The following is an 18,819-nucleotide window of genomic DNA, read 5'->3' on the forward strand; positions in this document are numbered from 1 at the left end:
TTAACCATGTTAAAATGGCCTTTTTTAATGTCTTTCTTCGGGTAAATTACGCAAAAAAATACTGTTCAGTGAAGAGTCAGGCTGTTAGCCTTGAAGGCTTTCTTTTATTCATTTTTTGATGGAAATCACCTATGACAGCCACACTAATTTACTGTTATGACCCTATGTGCAGTTGGTGTTGGGGATTTCGCCCTACTTGGACCAAACTGCAAAAAAGCCTGCAACCTTTAATCGATTCGAAGCAGCTTTCGATTCAGCCTATGTTAGGTGGGCTAGCCGTCGATTCAGACACGCCCATGTCAGAAGACATGAAAGCCAAGCTAGAAGGAACCTGGCAGCACATTAGTGCGTCTCTTGGTACGACCTTTAACTTTGATTTTTGGCGCAATGCTCAGCCTCGTCGCTCGACCTATCCTGCGTGCCGCGCTTGCCTGGTCGCCAGAGATTCAGACCTTGAAGATGAGATGTACCATGCGATCCAAGAAGCCTATTATCTTAACGCGCAGAACCCATCAGACCTAGACACACTAACCGCGTGTGCCGAACACATTGGTTTAAAAGCAGCCGGATTCGAAAAGGCCATGGCCCATGTGAAAAATGAAAAATTGCTAGAGCAGGAAATCAATCAAGCGCGTCATTTGGGCTTGAATTCATTCCCTTCTCTGGCCTTATTGCTGGGAGATCACCTAACGCCTATTCCATTGGATTACCAAGATTCAACCACCATGCTAGCGGCCATTAAAAAGGCGCTCGCTTAGCCAAAATCGTGGTTAATCAGATCCAACATTGGGTTATAAAGAGGATTAGCAGACGCATCATGGTGTTTTCTGTCCTCTTTTTTATCGACTGCCTCAGAATCCGTTAAAGGCGTGCTTTTTATCGCTTTTTCAGGACGATCCAGAGGTTCAGATTTAGCGCTGTCAGCGGTGTTTGTTAGGTTGGTTTCTGGTCCGCTTTTGGCCTTCAAAGACAAGCGTTCAGCCAGTTTTTTAGCCAGTGGCTCTATATCATCTAAGGTAACGTTAATCGCCATCCAGTGATCTGCCTCTGGCTCGTCACTGATCAACTGACCTGGCACGATAACATGGCGGTAATTGGCCAGTAATGCTGTCATATCCTGTTGATTTAGTGGCGCCTTTAACTTCATCCAAAGTCCGATTCCTCCCTTACTAGCGGCAAAACTGACTTGCCCTTGTAAATGGGTTTCAAGGTGCGCTTTTATACGCTCAGAATTGGCCCAAACCTGACGAGCTCGACGCACTAACGAGCGTTTTCCTGTCGATAATAACGCCTCGCTCAAGGCGTGTTGCTGGGCATCGCTCAAGGCCATGTCCACCGACAGAAATGCGCCTTCTAACGCACTCTGATGGCGACCTGGCAAACACCAGCCAGCAGAACGATTTACCCCTTTTGTCTCTACTCCTCCGATATAAACAATATGATCGGACGAATCTAACGATTTATAGGTCATTAGCGAGCCTGCTCGATGCGCCAAATGCGAACACAGATCCCATTCAATGGTTGGCAGTTTTAGCTCATCAATAATGGCCACCCAGCGACGCAAGCTTAAATTACTGATCGCAAGCCCTGCAGGGAAGGCAAACTGCCCAGGTAAAATCAGCAGCTTTATTTCATTTTCCTGCAAACAGCGAACCACTAGATCAAGGTCCACACCTCGGTCTCCAGCCGCTATGCTGATCACTTGGCGGCCCAAACTTTGTAATGTAGATGCTAAACGAGGATCGCAAGGCGTAATGACCAACACAGTGTCATCACGCTGAGTCAGTGTTTGAATGCTTTGTGTCAGCATGGTCAAGGGGGAATGCCCCAACCATAATTGCGAGGCGTGATTTTTAATCCCTAACCCTTTGAGGTGTTCACTGACGGTTTCACGGACAGTCAGGTGGCCCTTTCCTAAAACGGGTATATCCACTTCTTCGGAACGCACAGAAGACGCTAGGAAAGCATCGCTTTGATCGACCAAGGCACCGCGGTGGGCAAGGCAAGACCACGCCGCTTTACTGCCTACAGGCGTTAATTTACGCAATGCTTCGCCAGCCAATAAAAGCGCCGGTTTAATATCGCTCCGGTGACAAACAAAGTAACCAGATTTAGGTCGAGATTCGATCCAACCTTCTTCCGTTAATATCTCATAGCCATGGATCACAGTGTTTAAGCTAAGACTAAGCTGCTTAGCCAACGCTCGTAACGAGGGCATGCGATCACCAGGTGCAATCGCTTCTTGTGAGACTTGATCTAAAAACCAGTCCACTACCCCTTTGTATAAAAAATCCGCCACCGCTTTGTACCTTTTCTAGTTTGTCATCTACTATCTGTTATCAAAGAGTAAGGGGGTTATCAAAAAAGACAAGCAAAAAAGGCAAGTAAAATACCAATAATTCCCAATGACCCTAGGAAGTTAAGGTACAATTTCATTAAGTTAACAGCAGTATTGGCGCTTTTTAGGCTTTTACCTAACACTAATGCGTGCTGCAACACGCTTATTTAAGACCACCAGCAACGCAAAAAGTAGACTGTCTATGGCTTTTGATTCTTATACCTTGCGCAACCAGTTCCCCATTCTTCAGCAAACGGCGTATGGGTACCCGTTGGCTTACCTCGACAATGCGGCAACAACGCAAAAGCCATTGTTCGTCTTAGATGCTATCCAAGACTACTATCGCTCTTTTAACGCCAATGTTCATCGTGGTGCGCATTTTCTCAGCGACCGAGCCACCAATCATTTTGAGCAAGCCAGAGAGCGTTTAGCGCACTTTATTAATGCCCCAAAAAACAGCCATGTTATCTGGAGCAAAGGGGCCACAGAAGCGATTAATATGGTCGCTTATGGTCTAGAGCACCTACTACAAAAAGACGATGAGATTCTGATTACCAGCCTTGAGCATCACGCCAATCTTGTTCCCTGGCAGCAGCTGGCTTTTCGTACCGGAGCACGGTTGCGCGTACTGCCTCTCACCTCGAATGGCGAATGGGAAAATGAGTATCAGAAATACTTTACCGACAGAACCCGCATCTTTGCTGCGACTCAGGTTTCCAATGCCATCGGCGTAAGCACGCCATTAAAAACCATGATTGCAGAAGCCCAAAAATACCATGCCTTTACCCTAGTAGATGGCGCTCAAGCCGTGGCCCATTACCCTGTGGACGTACAAGACATCGATTGTGACTTCTACGTTTTCTCCGGCCATAAGATGTATGGCCCAACGGGCATTGGGGTTTTATATGGTAAGAGTCAGGCATTAGAGGTTTTAATCCCTTACCAAACGGGTGGCGAAATGGTGCGTCATGTGGCCTATCAAGCGACTGAATTTAACCTGTTACCTTATCGCCTTGAAGCTGGCACACCTCATATAGAAGGTGCCATCGGCCTTGCTGCTGCTTGTGAGTTTCTTACCCAACAAGACAGGCCCGCATTATTAGCATGGGAACAAAAACTCGCCAATCACGTCTACACTCGGCTCATCAAAGAAGGTGGTATCGAGCTCTATTCACCAGAGAAGAACACCACATTGGTGTCGTTAAGTGTACCCAATATTCATACCATTGATTTAAACGCTTACCTAGATAGCAAGGGCGTCGCGGTTCGAGCGGGCAGCCACTGTGCCCATCCATTAATGGCACAGTTAGGTGTCAGTGGTACGTTAAGAGCCTCGTTTGCTTGTTACAATACACTCGAAGAAGCGGATCAATTCTGCGATGTTTTACTAGAAGCTATTGAGATATTAGGCGATGACTGATTTTCCGACACCACATACAGTTAAACAACAGCTGCAAGCCTGCCGCAGCAAAGAAGAAACGTTTAAAGCATTGGTTACCTTGAGTAAGGCGTTGCCGCGCTTATCAGGTGAAGAGAAAACAGAAGACAATAAAATCAAAGGCTGTGAAAGCGCGGTCTGGCTAATCGTAGAAGAAGACGCTGGACGTCGCTATTTCAGAGCCGACAGCGACGCCAAGCTAATGCGTGGCGTGCTCGTCGCGGTCATCAGCCTGGTGACCGGAAAAACGCAGCAAGCCATACAAGAAAAAGACTTAAAAGCTGAGCTAGCCGAGCTGAACCTCTCCAGCTATCTCACTAGCTCACGCAGTAATGGTGTGTTGGCGATTTTACAGGCGCTGCAAGCCTAGCATCGCCTACTCGCTTTTTCTTTATGGCTGAAAAGGCATTACCACGCTAGATACATGGCGATCCAGCTCCGTGCGAATACGCTCAATGCCTTCGGGTGTTAGCCAAAACTTCACAATCACCACTTGTTTTTCCTTGCCGTTGTCTTTGTAGTCCACGGACCAAGCACGTTTGTGCTCTTGTATACTCACCACGTCTTTGTAGTGAATCGCTTTTACAACGGTAACTTTTGACGGTTTAACCTCAAACAGCTCATTTTTAAACACCACATAAGGTGTGTTTTTCCAGTACTTTGCTGTCATGTAGCGTGAGCCTATCAACAATAATACGGGGGCGATCAAGAAATAGTTGTTCACGTAAATACACACCGCCAGCAATGGCAAGCAAGACATCAGTGCATAACGAATAATTCGAAAAGACAGATTCGCGCCTTTTTCACCATAGATTACGGTGGGTTTTGTTGTTTCTGACAAGCTCATAGTCGGTCTCTTTCACAATGGATTGATCAATATAGATAAGAAATATTAAAGGTTTATTGGTCCGATTTTGCTAATTTTTCGAGCACTTTTGACACCGCAACAAAACCAAAAGTAGCGGTCACTGCGGTGCTTGCACCAAAACCCGTATCACACCCCATTTTGGTTTCTGTATCCCCTTTCAGTCTCGTTTTAGAAACCGTGCCGTCGCCTTGCGGGTAGTTCAACTGCTCAATGGAATACACACATTCAATGTGAAAACGGCGTTTGGTATTTCGACTGAAGTTATAATAACGACGTAAAAAATTACGCAAGTTCGCCGCTAATGGATCGCCAATCGTTTTTGCCAGATCCGCGGTCTGAATTTTGGTTGGATCGGTTTGTCCGCCAGCACCACCAATCGTGATAACAGAACGCTTGTTGCTCTTACACCAAGCCACTAGAGCGGCTTTTGGCTTAATGCTATCAACGCAGTCAATAATGTAATCAAATTGCTCTGCAAGCAGCTCAGAGAGGTTTTCAGGGGTAATAAAGTCTTCTACCGCCGTTACTTCACAGTTTGGATTAATCAGGCCAATACGTTGGCTCATCACATCCACTTTTGATTGGCCGATATTGCCGTCTAATGCATGAATTTGGCGATTGGTGTTGGTGATACAAATATCATCCATGTCGATAAGCGTAATTTTACCAATACCCGAGCGCGCTAAGGCTTCTGCAGCCCACGAACCAACGCCACCAATGCCCACCACACAGACGTGTGCTTGAGAAAAAGTCAGGTAGGCCGCATCACCATATAAACGGCGAATTCCGCCAAATCGTTGATCGTCAGTCACTTTCTACTCCTCGCAAAACACAGTGCTTTGCGTTTTATCACTTATTAAATGTCTTGTTCCATGCCTTTACACCAACATAAACGGGCGAGTATTCTGCACCCTACTATTGATATTTGGTTTTTGTGACTCTTATGATCCAACATGCTTTTGAACAACTCGGTCTCACCCCGAGAGAAACACAGCTCTACCAAACTTTGTTGAAGCTTGGACCTTCGTCTATTCGAGACATAGCCGAACACAGCGGTATTAACCGTGGTACCGCCTATGAAGCGCTTAAACAATTGCAGAGCAAAGGGGTGATCAGTTATTTTCCAAAAGGGAAACGCCGCTTTTTTATGGCGGAAAATCCAGATATTTTACTCAGTCTCGCGGAAGACAAACGCCTCCAATTAGACAAAACCATTGAGTCACTCAAAAGCACTATCATTCCCAATTTAAGCCAACAGCAGCCGGATTATCACCATACTGACGTTCGCTATTATGAGGGTGACGATGGCATAGAGTGGGTATTGCGCGACATTTTAAACGTCGTATCGCAACAAGACCATAAAGAATATTGCGTGTTTTCATCTAAACCGATTCGCCCTTACCTATATCGTCCGTTTCCGAACTACACCAAACAACGTGTAAAGCTAGGCATTAACGTAAAAGTCATCGCATTAGGAGAAGGTGGTGAAGAAGCGGAATTATCAGAACGTAAGTGGATCAAAACCGAAGGCCCGGTAGACGCCAGCTACATTGCAATCTATCCGCCTAAGTGTGCGATTATTTCTCTCGCCAGCAACAACTTCCCTTCCGCTGTCGTACTAGAGTCTCAAGACATCGCCAAGGCTCAACAAATCATCTTTGATACGCTTTGGAAGATGCTGTAACCCTTCTCTGTACTTTCATTCGTCTTTTACAAGACATAAAAAAAGCAGCCCTAGGGCTGCTTTTTAGACTGTTCAGATCTAGCGTTTCGCTTATTGATGGCGGAACTGCTGGATAGTACGCAAGCGAGCCATGGCTTCTGCCAATTCCGCTGTTGCACGAGAATAGTCAACATCAGGTTTTTGGTTGGCTAAAAGCTCTTGAGCATGTTGCTTCGCTTTTAGTGCCGCCTCTTCGTCAAGATCTCTTGCACGAATGGCCGTGTTGGCCAAGACGGTGACACGGTGCGGTTGAACTTCTAGGAAGCCACCGGACACGAAGATGATCTCTTCGTCACCATTTTCTTTAACCACACGAACAGGACCTGGTTGCAGAGTCGTCAATAATGGCGCATGACCAGGCATAATACCCAGATCACCAAAATCACCTGCAGCCACAAGAGATTTAACGGTACCGTTAAAGATCTCTTGTTCAGCGCTTACGATATCGCAGTGTACTGTGATAGCCATAAGTTGCCTCTCTTAGTCAGACTAAGCAAGAACGCCTAAACGCTCTTGCTTCGCGTGATGGTTAAAGTTTCTTAGCTTTCTCGACGGCTTCGTCGATGCTACCAATCATGTAGAACGCTTGTTCTGGAAGGTCATCAAACTCACCATCCAAAATGCCTTTAAAGCCGCGGATAGTATCTTTCAAAGAAACATACTTACCTGGTGCGCCAGTGAAGACTTCTGCTACGAAGAAAGGCTGAGACAAGAAACGCTGGATTTTACGAGAACGGTTAACCGTTTGCTTATCTTCTTCAGATAACTCGTCCATACCCAAGATTGCGATGATGTCTTTAAGCTCTTTGTAACGTTGCAATACCATTTGTACGCCACGTGCTACGTCGTAGTGCTCTTGACCGATAACCAGAGGGTCAAGCTGACGTGAAGTAGAGTCAAGAGGATCGATCGCTGGGTAGATACCCAAAGATGCGATGTCACGAGACAATACAACGGTTGCGTCCAAGTGAGAGAAGGTTGTTGCTGGAGACGGGTCAGTCAAGTCATCCGCAGGTACGTATACCGCTTGGACAGACGTGATAGAACCAGTCTTAGTAGAGGTGATACGTTCTTGAAGAACACCCATCTCTTCAGCAAGTGTAGGCTGGTAACCTACCGCAGATGGCATACGACCTAGCAATGCAGATACTTCCGTACCAGCAAGCGTGTAACGGTAGATGTTATCTACGAAGAAAAGTACGTCACGACCTTCGTCACGGAATTTCTCAGCCATAGTCAAACCAGTCAAAGCAACACGAAGACGGTTACCTGGTGGCTCGTTCATTTGACCGTATACAAGAGATACTTTATCGATTACGTTCGAATCCGTCATCTCATGGTAGAAATCGTTACCTTCACGAGTACGCTCACCAACACCAGCGAATACAGAGTAACCGCTGTGCTCGATTGCGATGTTACGGATAAGTTCCATCATGTTTACGGTTTTACCTACACCGGCACCACCAAACAGACCAACTTTACCACCTTTCGCGAAAGGACAAACAAGGTCGATAACCTTGATTCCTGTTTCTAGCAATTCGTTGCTAGAAGACTGATCAGCATAAGAAGGAGCAGCACGGTGAATTGACCAACGCTCTTCTTCGCCAATTGGGCCTTTTTCATCAATTGGATTACCTAGAACGTCCATAATACGTCCTAGTGTTTGAGTACCAACTGGTACAGAAACGGGTTTGTTTGTGTTTTCAACAATCAAGCCACGTTTCATGCCGTCAGTGGAACCCATGGCGATGGTACGAACAACACCGTCGCCTAGTTGTTGTTGAACTTCCAACACCAACTCTTTACCCTCGATGGTAAGGGCATCATATACTTTTGGCACATTATCACGTGGGAATTCCACGTCGATAACCGCACCGATAATCTGTACGATTTGTCCGCTACTCATGTTCGGATCCTCTTAATACCTAAATACCTTAAACCGCTGCCGCGCCGCTGACTATCTCAGAAATTTCCTGAGTAATCGCTGCTTGACGAGCCTTGTTGTACACCAACTGCAATTCATCAATGATATCGCCTGCGTTGTCGGTTGCGTTCTTCATAGCAAGCATACGAGCTGCTTGTTCACACGCAATGTTTTCAACGACAGATTGATATACTTGAGATTCAATGTAGCGAACCAATAACTCGTTTAGAATTTCAACGGCTTCTGGCTCATAGATGTAATCCCAGTGGTGCTTTAACTCTGTATTCTCTTCTGCTTTCAATGGCAAAAGCTGCTCGACTTTAGGGGTCTGAGTCATGGTGTTCACGAACTCATTTGAAACCACATAAAGACGATCAATGCGACCTTCATCAAATGCATCAAGCATCACCTTCACACTACCGACTAAGTCGTCTGCTTTAGGTGCATCACCCAAACCGGTGAAGGCTGCTGTTACGTTTCCGCCGTAGTTACGAAAGAATGTTACGGCTTTACCACCAATCGCACAGATGTCAATTTCGACACCAGCGTCAGCTTGCTGTTTCATTCCTTTTAATGCTGCTTTGAACACATTAAAGTTCAAACCACCACATAAACCACGATCAGAAGAGATTACGATATAACCAACACGCTTCGCCTCACGCTCGGTAAGGTAACGGTGTTTATACTCAGGATTCGCGTTGGCCAAATGACCAACTACTTGGCGAATTCGTTCCGCATACGGACGAGAAGCGGCCATACGATCCTGAGCTTTACGCGTCTTACTTGCTGCTACTTTTTCCATAGCACGAGTAATTTTACGCGTATTGTTAATGCTCGAAATCTGAGTACGTATCTCTTTTCCGACTGCCATAATAGAACTGCCCTTGTGAGAATGTTATTTCACAAACTGCAAAGAAAGACTGGTGACGGACTGCGTTAACAGCCTATCACCAAGCTCATTACCAAGTTTGTGTCGCTTTAAACTTCTCGATTGCCGCTTTAAATGTCGCTTCAATCTCGCCGTTAAAATTACCAGTTTTGTTAATATCAGCCATAAGGTCAGCGTGTTCGCTGTTCATGTAGCTGATTAGAGAGCTTTCAAAACTGCCAATCTTGCTTGTTTCAACATCTTCAAGGTAGCCATCATTAGCAGCGTAAAGGACTACGCCCATGTCAGCGACAGGCATTGGAGAGAACTGCTTCTGTTTCATCAGTTCTGTAACCTGTTTACCGTGCTCTAACTGCTTACGAGTTGCTTCATCTAAGTCAGATGCGAACTGAGCGAATGCCGCCAATTCACGGTACTGAGCTAAGGCCAGACGAATACCACCGCCTAGTTTCTTAACGATCTTAGTTTGCGCTGCACCACCTACACGAGAAACCGAGATACCTGCGTTCATTGCTGGGCGAATACCCGCGTTGAATGCACTCGCTTCAAGGAAGATCTGTCCATCAGTGATGGAAATAACGTTCGTTGGTACGAAAGCAGATACGTCACCACCTTGAGTCTCGATGATTGGCAATGCAGTCAAAGAACCTGTTTTGCCTTTCACTTCACCATTGGTGAACTTCTCAACGTATTCAACGCTTACGCGTGAAGCACGTTCTAGAAGACGAGAGTGAAGGTAGAACACATCACCTGGGTACGCTTCACGACCTGGTGGACGACGTAGTAGCAATGAAATTTGACGGTAAGCCCAAGCTTGTTTCGTCAAATCATCATATACGATCAATGCGTCTTCACCGCGGTCACGGAAGTATTCACCCATTGTACAGCCAGTGTATGGAGCAAGATAAAGCATTGCTGCTGGATCAGATGCGCCGGCTGCGACAACCGTGGTGTATTCCATTGCGCCAGCTTCTTCAAGCTTACGTACAACGTTAGCAATAGTAGATTGCTTCTGACCGATGGCTACGTATACACACTTAATACCGCTGTCTTTCTGAGCGATGATAGTGTCGATAGCCAACGCCGTTTTACCAATCTGACGGTCGCCGATGATCAACTCACGTTGACCACGACCCACTGGAACCATGGCATCGATCGCCTTGTAACCAGTTTGGATAGGTTGATCAACGGACTGACGAGCGATAACGCCCGGTGCCACTTTCTCAACTTTATCTGTCAATTTAGTGTCGATCGCGCCTTTGCCGTCGATTGGGTGACCCAATGCGTCAACAACACGACCTAGTAGTTCAGGACCCACTGGAACTTCCAGAATACGACCTGTACATTTAACTTTTTGACCTTCTACAAGGTCTTGGTATTGACCCAGTACAACCGCACCTACAGAGTCACGCTCTAGGTTCAAAGCCATACCAAAAATACCACCAGGGAATTCAATCATTTCCCCGTACATTACGTCTGCCAAACCGTGGATCAGAACGATACCGTCTGCCACGCTGACAATTGTGCCTTCATTCTGGGCATCAGAAGAAACATCAAGGTTCTCGATGCGCTTCTTGATAATCTCGCTGATCTCAGATGGATTCAGTTGCTGCATGCTAAATTCCTCAACCCTGTTTTCGATTTAACGAAATACTAGGAGTTTATCGCCTCGGCCAGTTTCGCTAATTTACCGCGTACTGAACCGTCGATGATTAAGTCACCGGTACGGATAACCACGCCACCAATTAGGCTCGCGTCTGTTTCATTGGTTAAGTTGACCGTACGATCTAACTTTTTCGCCAACGAAGCGGCTAATGATTGTGCTTGTTCAGTTGATAACTCGAACGCTGAAGTAAATTTAACATCTACTGCTTTTTCGAAGTTCAATTTGAACTCTTGAAATAACGTTGAAATAGCAGGTAACAGCAATAAACGCTTGTTCTCTGCAAGGTTAAGCAAAAATGCTTTACCTTGTTCTGTCGTTACTTCAGCACAAACTTCCGCTAGAGCGTTTGCCTTCTCTTCCGCACTAAAAGCAGGGTTCTGAAGTGCGATCTTAAGCTTAGCTTCAGAGGTAACAGACGCTAATATGTTCAACATACTAGCCCACTCTGTTACATGACCTTGCTCTCGAGCTACTTCAAAAGCCGCTTTAGCGTACGGTCGCGCGACTGTTTTTAATTCAGCCATTAGACCCTCGCTTAAAGCTCTTTGGCGAGTTGTTCAACGATCTCGCTATGTGCTTTTTCGTCAATAGTGGCACCCAAAATTTTCTCGGCACCGGCATAAGCAAGAACAGAAACTTGAGCTCGCAATGCTTCTTTAGCACGCACAACATCTTGTTCTATTTCTACTTGAGCCGCTTCGCGCAGACGCTTGCCATCGGCAATTACCTGCTCTTTCGCCTCGTCGATCATTTGGTTCGCACGTTTGTTGGCTTGTTCAATAATCTCGGCCGCGTGTTCCTTGCTTTCGCGTAATGTTTGAGCAGCTTGTTCTTGAGCTAACTCTAAATCACGTGAAGCACGGTTCGCTGCTTCCAAACCGTCTGCAATTTTTTTGCTACGCTCTTCGAGCGCAGCAATAACTGGTGGCCACACATATTTCATGCAGAACCAGACAAAAATCGCAAACGAGATAGCTTGGCCTACAAGTGTGAGATTTAAATTCACGCTAATATCCTCGCTCTAAGTCGTTTATAAATAGTTTCTGCAAAGTTTCGCAGAATCTTAACCAGCGACCTGAGCAACAAAAGGATTCGCGAAAGTAAAGAACAATGCGATACCTACACCGATCATAGTTACGGCGTCAAGAAGACCCGCTACGATGAACATTTTAACTTGCAGCATTGGAACCATCTCTGGTTGACGCGCAGCGCCTTCCAAGAATTTGCCACCTAGTAGACCAAAACCAATCGCAGTACCTAGGGCACCTAGACCGATAAGAAGGGCTACAGCAATCGCAGTAAGACCAACTACAGTTTCCATTTTAACTCCTACATTTTCACAGTTTTAGATTCAAGAAATAAGTATAACTAAAGAACTCTTTTTTAATGCTCTTCGTGTGCCATGCTTAGGTACACAATGGTCAACATCATAAAGATGAAGGCCTGAAGCACGATAATCAAAATATGGAAGATTGCCCAAGGCACAGAAAGCGCCCACTGCAAGCCCCAAGGCAGAACAGCGATCAAGATAAAGATCAATTCACCGGCATACAAGTTACCAAATAGTCGCAATGCCAATGACACAGGCTTCGCAAGCAGGCCAACACCTTCAAGTAACAAGTTGAAAGGAATCATCCATTTGCCAAACGGCTGTAATGTTAACTCACCAACAAAACCACTCACGCCTTTTACTTTGATGCTGTAGTAAATGATCAAAGCAAAAACCGAAAGAGACATACCCAAGGTCGCATTCACATCTGTCGTAGGGACAAATTTGAAGTACACATGACCGTCGGTTGCGCCAAACAGGTTAACCCCAACCCAATTTGCCAAAACAGGCAAAAAGTCGACTGGAACCAAGTCCATCGCGTTCATTAAGAACACCCAAACGAAAATGGTTAACGCCAGTGGAGCAATGACTTTATTTTTTCCATGGAAGGTTTCTTTGACGCTGCCGTCAACAAACTCCACCATCAATTCAACAAAGTTTTGCAATCCAGACGGTGTATCTGCAGACACTTTCTTTGCTGCCATGCGAAACAACCACAAAAATAGAACACCAAGTGCGATAGAAACCGCCATTGTGTCTAAATGAATTGCCCAGAACCCCATTTCCGACGCTGCCTTAGCACTATGGGCAATACCCCACGAACCATCAGGATGCTGACCAAAAGTCAAATTCTGAAGGTGGTGTTGTATGTATGCGGAAGTCGTTGGACTTTCAATTGCCATATTTATATCCACGCTCTTTCAATGATTAAAATCTTAACCTTCTGTACGGTTACTTATTCAGTACAAAAGGGCTGAGCCAATGACTCAAAATCGCAACACCAAAGCCAGCAAAAAAACTGCCTGCCGCTAAGGGTTTAATAAAAAGAAAAACCAGCGACAATAACACCGCTGTCAAAACCAACTTACCGGTTTCTCCTTTATAGAATGCTCTTACGACATCCTTAGCTGGGCGAGTTCCTCGATAACCAAAGACACGCCATGCCATGTAAATATTAGGAACCAAACTGCAAAGAGCCCCCAGTACAAAAGAGTACCCGTAGAGACCACTAAGAAAGCAAAAAATTCCCAAAGAAATGAAGAAAACGAAAAGAATCTGCAAAAATATGAAGCGAATGACCGATTGTTTCTTAGCAAGAAGCAACGCTGTCGCTGTTAAAGGCTTCTTGTTAGTCATTTTCTACTACCTTTTTGCGATGCACCAAAATAAAGCAAGGAAGGTGCATTTTCTTCCCTCAATTCTAAAATTCGACGCATTATATGAGTATTAGAAGCTGTGATCAACCGAAACTGACCACTCTCACCACTTCTTAGTAATTATGTCCAGATGGGAAAATCAACTTGTCATAAAATTACTTTATTTTTTCGTAAAGAGCTCACTGATCAGTAGCTCAAGATGCTCAGGATTGCGGTATTCAATAACCACTTTTCCTTTGCCTTTTGCGGACGGCTGAATTTTTACAGAAGCGTTTATAGACTGACTAATTTTCTCAGCTTCGGCGTTAAAATCAGGTAAGGCAGGCGTATTTTTCTCTGTGTTTTCAGGGGCTTGAAGTAGTTTCACTAAACGTTCAGTTTCACGAACTGACAAAGATTTAGTCACCACTTGAGAGGCAGCCTGTATTTGTTTTTCTTGCTCTAAGGGTAACAAAGCACGTGCGTGCCCCATTTCAATATCACCGTGTTCTAATAAACGACGCACCTCAGGAGAAAGTCCCAATAAACGCAATAAATTGGCCACGGTAGAACGAGATTTACCAACGGTATCAGCAACTTGCTGCTGAGTTAGGTGAAAATCCTCAACTAAACGTTGCAGTGCTAATGCTTCTTCAACAGGGTTTAAATCTTCACGTTGAATATTTTCAATCAACGCTAATACCACGGCATCCGAATCTTCAACATGACGAACAATGACCGGCACTTGAGTCAGGTCGGCTAATTTAGCCGCCCGCCAACGACGCTCACCAGCAATAATTTCATACTGATTTGTGCCATTTGGACGAACCACGATCGGCTGCATGATGCCTTGAGTTCGAATCGAAGACGCCAACTCATCCAACAAGGCAGGGTTCATATCACGACGAGGCTGAAACTTACCTTTAGAAAGCCACTCTACAGGCAAATAGGTTAAGCCCTTAATAGGCTCACTACCAGAAGGTGTCTGTGATTCGGTCGTCGTGGCCTGCGGTGCTAACAAGGCATCTAAACCGCGACCTAAGCCTCTTTTTTTCATCGTCATCTTCTAACACCTTAATTGAAATCAGTATAATCGCTATGCTCGCACTCTAAGAGTGCGTTTTTCTAATAAACTCGCCCGCGAGTGCGAGATAAGCAATGGCGCCACGAGATTGTTTTTCATAATGCAGCACTGGAAGCCCGTAACTCGGCGCTTCAGCAAGACGTATATTTCTTGGAATTACCGTATCGTAAACCTTACTGCCAAAGTGCTTTTGCAGTTGGCCTGACACATCGTGCGTTAAGCTGGGCCGAGGATCATACATAGTTCGCAGAATGCCCTCAATTTCCAATGAAGGGTTCAGCGCACGAGTAATATGCTCTATGGTTTGCAACAGCGCAGTAAGCCCTTCAAGAGCGTAATATTCGCATTGCACAGGAATCAATACGCCCTGCGAAGCCGCCAACGCATTGACGGTCAACATGTTTAATGCAGGCGGACAATCTAACAAAATATAATCAAAGTCATTATCGACTTCGTAAAGTCCCGCCCGTAAACGGGTTTCTTTACTCGGTAAATCCAACAAGGCAACTTCAGCCCCGGTTAAATCACCATTGGCCGGTAGCACCCAATATTTACCTGGATCAGGGGTGTCTTCCATCACGACTTTCATGACTTCTTTCACCCCATGACTACCAACCAATACATCAAAGACACTGGTTTCTAACTGATCTTTGATTAATCCACTTCCCGTTGTGGCGTTACCTTGAGGGTCGAGATCGATCAAAAGCACACGGCGTTTCATCGCCGCTAAAGAAGCGGCCAAATTGACGCAGGTTGTGGTTTTACCCACCCCACCTTTTTGATTCGTGACTGCGATTATTCTCGCCATGGTTATTTATCCTTTACGTGCCATCACGACCATATGACGCTCGGCATGTATGGTTGGCACATTGAGCGGTTCGATATGGATGACCTCTACTCCAGACGGCAACCCAGCAAGCTCTTCACTAGGGTATACCCCTTTCATAGCCAAAAAGTTACCTGTGTCCTTTGGTAGCGGCAAGGTCCAGTTTATCATGTCTTGAAGCGAAGCAAAGGCTCGAGAAATAACATGATCATAGTGACCTTGATAAGCGTGTTTCTCAACGCGCTCATTAGCAACCGTGACATTATTAATGCCCAGTTCCATTTTAACTTGGGTTAGAAAACGGGTTTTTTTGCCGTTGCTGTCGAGCAAAGTAAAACGTTTTTCAGGAAAACAAATAGCAAGCACCATACCAGGTAAGCCAGGACCGGTTCCCACATCGATGATGTCGTCTCCGGTAATAAAGGGCAAAGTGGCTAAGCTATCAAGTAGATGTAATGAAATCATCTGATCAACATCTCGAATCGCAGTAAGATTGTAGGCCTTATTCCATTTTTGGAACATAGCAAGGTAATCTACCAGCGTTTGAATCGTTGTATCAGATAAATCGGCGCCCATTTGTTGGGCGCCTTTTTGAATGGCATCAAAGTGAGTCACAGTCGAATCCAATTAAAAGGCGTTATCGGCTGCTGATTCTAGGCACTTTTGCGTGCAATCGCACGTTTTTTCAAGTGAATTAATAGTAAGGATACTGCCGCAGGCGTGACACCTTGGATACGAGATGCCGCTGCAAGCGTTGCTGGACGGGATTGAGTCAGCTTTTGCTTGATCTCATTAGACAAACCTTCCATCTTGCTATAATCCAGATCCGCAGGTAATTCGGTATTCTCTTGTCGGCGTAAGCGCTCAATGTCTTCCGCTTGACGAGTAATATAGCCGGCGTATTTCACCGCGATTTGAACTTGCTCAGACACTTGTTCATCAACCGGAGTTTCTGGCGCATTCTTCAAATTGGCTATATCGCTGTAAACCACATTCGGACGTTTCAATAAATCCAATAAGCTGTATTCATGGGTTATTGGCGTTTCAAGTTTAGGGTTTATAACGTCTGCTTCAGGTGAATTAGGCACAATCCAGCTGGATTTTAAACGCTGAGTTTCCAGTTCAATGGCTTCGCGTTTTTTACAGAATTGTTCCCAACGAGCGTCTGAAACCAACCCAAGTTCGCGGCCTTTTTCAGTCAAACGCATGTCTGCATTGTCTTCACGAAGAATCAAACGGTATTCCGCTCGACTGGTGAACATTCGATAAGGTTCTTTGGTTCCCATGGTGATCAAATCATCCACCAACACACCTAAATAGGCTTCATCACGGCGAGGCGTCCAAGCGTCTTTGTCTTGAGCAAGACGCGCAGCGTTAATCCCAGCCAACAAACCTTGTGCACCCGCTTCTTCATAACCGGTTGTACCATTGATTTGACCAGCGAAGAACAAACCAGGCATGTGCTTGGTTTCTAAAGAGTATTTTAGGTCTTGAGGATTGAAGTAATCGTACTCAATAGCGTAACCAGGACGAATGATATGAGCATTTTCCATGCCTTTCATTGAGCGAACTAGCTCAATTTGCACATCAAATGGCAAAGACGTTGAAATGCCATTCGGATAAAGTTCGTGAGTGGTTAAACCTTCTGGCTCAATAAAAATCTGATGAGAGTTTTTATCCGCAAAACGCACGATTTTATCTTCAATAGAAGGACAGTAACGTGGGCCAACACCTTCAATCACACCTGTATACATAGGAGAACGATCCATACCACTACGAATAATATCGTGTGTTTTTTCATTGGTATGGGTAATAAAGCATTCAATTTGACGTGGGTGCATTCCACGGTTGCCCATATAGGACATCACAGGAGTGGTGTCATCACCTGGTTGCGCCTGCATTTGAGAAAAATCAACAGAACGCGCATCAATACGTGGTGGGGTACCTGTTTTCAAACGGTCTACACGAAATGGCAAAGCGCGTAGCTTTTCAGCCAAACCTATTGATGGTGGATCACCGGCTCGCCCACCCGCGTGGTTTTGTAAACCAACGTGGATAATGCCGCCTAAAAATGTTCCAGCTGTTAATACAACCGTTTTACTGTTAAAGCGGATACCCGTTTGAGTGATAACCCCTCTTGCTTCGCCATCTTCAACAATAAGATCTTCAGCAGATTGTTGGAATAACCAAAGATTTTCTTGGTTTTCCAATTGGTAGCGAATAGCGGCTTTATAAAGAATACGATCCGCTTGAGCACGAGTCGCTCGCACCGCAGGACCTTTACGAGAATTCAAAGTACGAAATTGAATGCCAGCTTTATCTGTAGCCAGTGCCATAGCACCGTCTAAAGCATCAATTTCTTTTACTAAGTGGGACTTCCCGATACCACCGATAGCAGGGTTACAGGACATTTGTCCTAAAGTTTCAATGTTGTGGGACAACAATAACGTTTTCACACCCATACGTGCAGCGGCTAAAGCAGCTTCCGTACCAGCGTGTCCACCACCGACCACAATCACATCAAAGCGGGTTGGGAAATCCACGGGAACCTCGGAATAAAAAATGAATAAAAAACGAACAACTCGAATCAGGGCGCTTAGTATATCGGCTAATTTTGAAAAAGAAAGCGACGCTAGAGTCCATTACCCGGTCATCAATATTAATATAAGTATATTATATATATGTCTTTTTATGTTTGTTATGTTTATATAGCAGCCTAAAATCAGTGGATAACTTAAAAATATTCATATAAATTATGATTTTACAGCGATAACAACTTGTTAAGACAGGGCGGGTTATCTTGTGGTGTGGATAACCTGAACCTGTGCATAAAAGGGGTAGTTATACACGGCGATTTTTTTACCTCTGAGTTGTTAAAAACTGTGCAAAACTTCTTATGAACCTATCACCATACTTATCAACAAGCGTGTTTTTTGAGTGTTTTTAACGTATCTTTATGTTAAATAAGGTTTTTGTTGTTTTATTAACATGGCTTTATGGCTCTTTCCTATAAAAACTATCCACAAGTAAAAAATCAAAAAAAATTAGATTTCCTTAATTTCTGTAGAAAGTGATATGTGAATAATTCTGCTTTTTCCATGTTTTCAACATGCAGAAGAGATTGTGGAGAAAGGATGAAAGTCTCGATTTTGTTAAATTGTGAGTAACTTTTATACGGTTTTACTTTGCAGCCATGGACTGTTGACGGCCCGATAGGCGTTTAGACATTCCCAAGATGTTGGCAACAACCCCTGTCTCATCGCCAACAATCGGGCGACATTATGAGTAAAGGTCCATTAGGCATAGGGCAGAAATGCGGTAAGCAGTGTGCAGCGATAGGTTCGCTTCGATGGTCAGTGGCGGGATAATAAAAAGCAC

Annotated in this window: 20 protein-coding genes; 4 read left to right on the forward strand and 16 right to left on the reverse strand. The window is 45.0% G+C overall.

Going from position 1 to position 18,819, the window contains the following annotated elements; genetic code table 11:
* Positions 1–131: 131 nt before the first annotated feature.
* Positions 132–758: a DsbA family protein gene (locus tag E0D71_RS05005; RefSeq protein WP_133002226.1), complete on the forward strand. Its 627-nt coding sequence runs from the start codon at positions 132–134 to the stop codon at positions 756–758.
* Here E0D71_RS05005 and E0D71_RS05010 read toward each other — a convergent pair.
* Positions 755–2,299 carry a GntR family transcriptional regulator gene (locus E0D71_RS05010; protein ID WP_133002227.1) on the reverse strand — a complete coding sequence of 515 codons (1,545 nt, stop codon included), beginning with the start codon at positions 2,297–2,299 and terminating at the stop codon, positions 755–757. The two genes, E0D71_RS05005 and E0D71_RS05010, sit on opposite strands and share 4 nt — an antisense overlap.
* Before the next feature lie 241 nt (positions 2,300–2,540).
* On the opposite strand from E0D71_RS05010, the gene E0D71_RS05015 reads away from it, so the two are divergent.
* Positions 2,541–3,758, forward strand: a complete 1,218-nt coding sequence (locus tag E0D71_RS05015; protein WP_133002228.1) for a cysteine desulfurase — start codon at positions 2,541–2,543, stop codon at positions 3,756–3,758.
* Positions 3,751–4,146 (forward strand): SufE family protein, encoded by a 396-nt coding sequence (locus E0D71_RS05020; protein ID WP_133002229.1) that lies wholly within the window; start codon positions 3,751–3,753, stop codon positions 4,144–4,146. The genes E0D71_RS05015 and E0D71_RS05020 overlap by 8 nt, the downstream gene beginning before the upstream one ends.
* A 21-nt stretch (positions 4,147–4,167) precedes the next feature.
* Here the strand turns inward: E0D71_RS05020 and E0D71_RS05025 are convergent, their stop codons facing one another.
* Together E0D71_RS05025 and tcdA are read right to left on the reverse strand one after the other, a co-directional pair.
* Positions 4,168–4,623: a hypothetical protein gene (locus E0D71_RS05025; protein WP_133002230.1), complete on the reverse strand. Its 456-nt coding sequence runs from the start codon at positions 4,621–4,623 to the stop codon at positions 4,168–4,170.
* A gap of 53 nt (positions 4,624–4,676) precedes the next feature.
* A complete protein-coding gene (gene tcdA, locus E0D71_RS05030; RefSeq protein WP_133002231.1) occupies positions 4,677–5,456 on the reverse strand; it encodes a tRNA cyclic N6-threonylcarbamoyladenosine(37) synthase TcdA in 780 nt (259 codons plus the stop codon).
* A gap of 131 nt (positions 5,457–5,587) precedes the next feature.
* Between tcdA and E0D71_RS05035 the strand changes: the two genes are divergently transcribed.
* Positions 5,588–6,328, forward strand: coding sequence for a helix-turn-helix domain-containing protein (locus E0D71_RS05035; RefSeq protein WP_133002232.1), 741 nt, complete (start codon positions 5,588–5,590; stop codon positions 6,326–6,328).
* A gap of 90 nt (positions 6,329–6,418) precedes the next feature.
* Here the strand turns inward: E0D71_RS05035 and E0D71_RS05040 are convergent, their stop codons facing one another.
* The 13 genes from E0D71_RS05040 to mnmG all read right to left on the reverse strand — a co-directional run bounded on the left by E0D71_RS05040 (position 6,419) and on the right by mnmG (position 17,984).
* Positions 6,419–6,835, reverse strand: coding sequence for a F0F1 ATP synthase subunit epsilon (locus E0D71_RS05040; protein WP_133002233.1), 417 nt, complete (start codon positions 6,833–6,835; stop codon positions 6,419–6,421).
* Between the two features lie 61 nt (positions 6,836–6,896).
* Positions 6,897–8,273 carry a F0F1 ATP synthase subunit beta gene (atpD, locus tag E0D71_RS05045; protein ID WP_133002234.1) on the reverse strand — a complete coding sequence of 459 codons (1,377 nt, stop codon included), beginning with the start codon at positions 8,271–8,273 and terminating at the stop codon, positions 6,897–6,899.
* 28 nt (positions 8,274–8,301) lie between these two features.
* Positions 8,302–9,162, reverse strand: coding sequence for a F0F1 ATP synthase subunit gamma (gene atpG / locus E0D71_RS05050; RefSeq protein ID WP_133002235.1), 861 nt, complete (start codon positions 9,160–9,162; stop codon positions 8,302–8,304).
* 88 nt (positions 9,163–9,250) lie between these two features.
* On the reverse strand, positions 9,251–10,795 hold the full coding sequence (gene atpA, locus E0D71_RS05055) for a F0F1 ATP synthase subunit alpha (protein WP_133002236.1): 1,545 nt from the start codon (positions 10,793–10,795) through the stop codon (positions 9,251–9,253).
* 38 nt (positions 10,796–10,833) lie between these two features.
* Positions 10,834–11,370, reverse strand: coding sequence for a F0F1 ATP synthase subunit delta (locus E0D71_RS05060; RefSeq protein WP_133002237.1), 537 nt, complete (start codon positions 11,368–11,370; stop codon positions 10,834–10,836).
* An 11-nt stretch (positions 11,371–11,381) separates the two neighbouring features.
* The gene (locus E0D71_RS05065) at positions 11,382–11,852 is read right to left on the reverse strand and encodes a F0F1 ATP synthase subunit B (RefSeq protein WP_133002238.1); all 471 of its coding nucleotides are present in this window, start codon (positions 11,850–11,852) and stop codon (positions 11,382–11,384) included.
* 57 nt (positions 11,853–11,909) lie between these two features.
* Positions 11,910–12,167, reverse strand: a complete 258-nt coding sequence (atpE, locus tag E0D71_RS05070; RefSeq protein ID WP_009834415.1) for a F0F1 ATP synthase subunit C — start codon at positions 12,165–12,167, stop codon at positions 11,910–11,912.
* Positions 12,168–12,229: 62 nt separating this feature from the next.
* Positions 12,230–13,078: a F0F1 ATP synthase subunit A gene (gene atpB, locus E0D71_RS05075; protein ID WP_133002239.1), complete on the reverse strand. Its 849-nt coding sequence runs from the start codon at positions 13,076–13,078 to the stop codon at positions 12,230–12,232.
* Positions 13,079–13,127: 49 nt separating this feature from the next.
* Positions 13,128–13,532, reverse strand: coding sequence for an ATP synthase subunit I (locus tag E0D71_RS05080; protein ID WP_133002240.1), 405 nt, complete (start codon positions 13,530–13,532; stop codon positions 13,128–13,130).
* 180 nt (positions 13,533–13,712) lie between these two features.
* Positions 13,713–14,594: a ParB/RepB/Spo0J family partition protein gene (locus E0D71_RS05085; protein ID WP_133002241.1), complete on the reverse strand. Its 882-nt coding sequence runs from the start codon at positions 14,592–14,594 to the stop codon at positions 13,713–13,715.
* A gap of 46 nt (positions 14,595–14,640) precedes the next feature.
* Positions 14,641–15,423 (reverse strand): ParA family protein, encoded by a 783-nt coding sequence (locus tag E0D71_RS05090; RefSeq protein WP_133002242.1) that lies wholly within the window; start codon positions 15,421–15,423, stop codon positions 14,641–14,643.
* A 6-nt stretch (positions 15,424–15,429) separates the two neighbouring features.
* Positions 15,430–16,056, reverse strand: a complete 627-nt coding sequence (gene rsmG, locus E0D71_RS05095; protein WP_133002243.1) for a 16S rRNA (guanine(527)-N(7))-methyltransferase RsmG — start codon at positions 16,054–16,056, stop codon at positions 15,430–15,432.
* Positions 16,057–16,094: 38 nt separating this feature from the next.
* Positions 16,095–17,984 (reverse strand): tRNA uridine-5-carboxymethylaminomethyl(34) synthesis enzyme MnmG, encoded by a 1,890-nt coding sequence (gene mnmG, locus E0D71_RS05100; RefSeq protein ID WP_133002244.1) that lies wholly within the window; start codon positions 17,982–17,984, stop codon positions 16,095–16,097.
* Positions 17,985–18,819: the final 835 nt, after the last annotated feature.

Source organism: Marinomonas sp. KMM3893 (genome assembly GCF_004352855.1).
GTDB classification, from domain to species: Bacteria; Pseudomonadota; Gammaproteobacteria; order Pseudomonadales; family Marinomonadaceae; genus Marinomonas; species Marinomonas arenicola.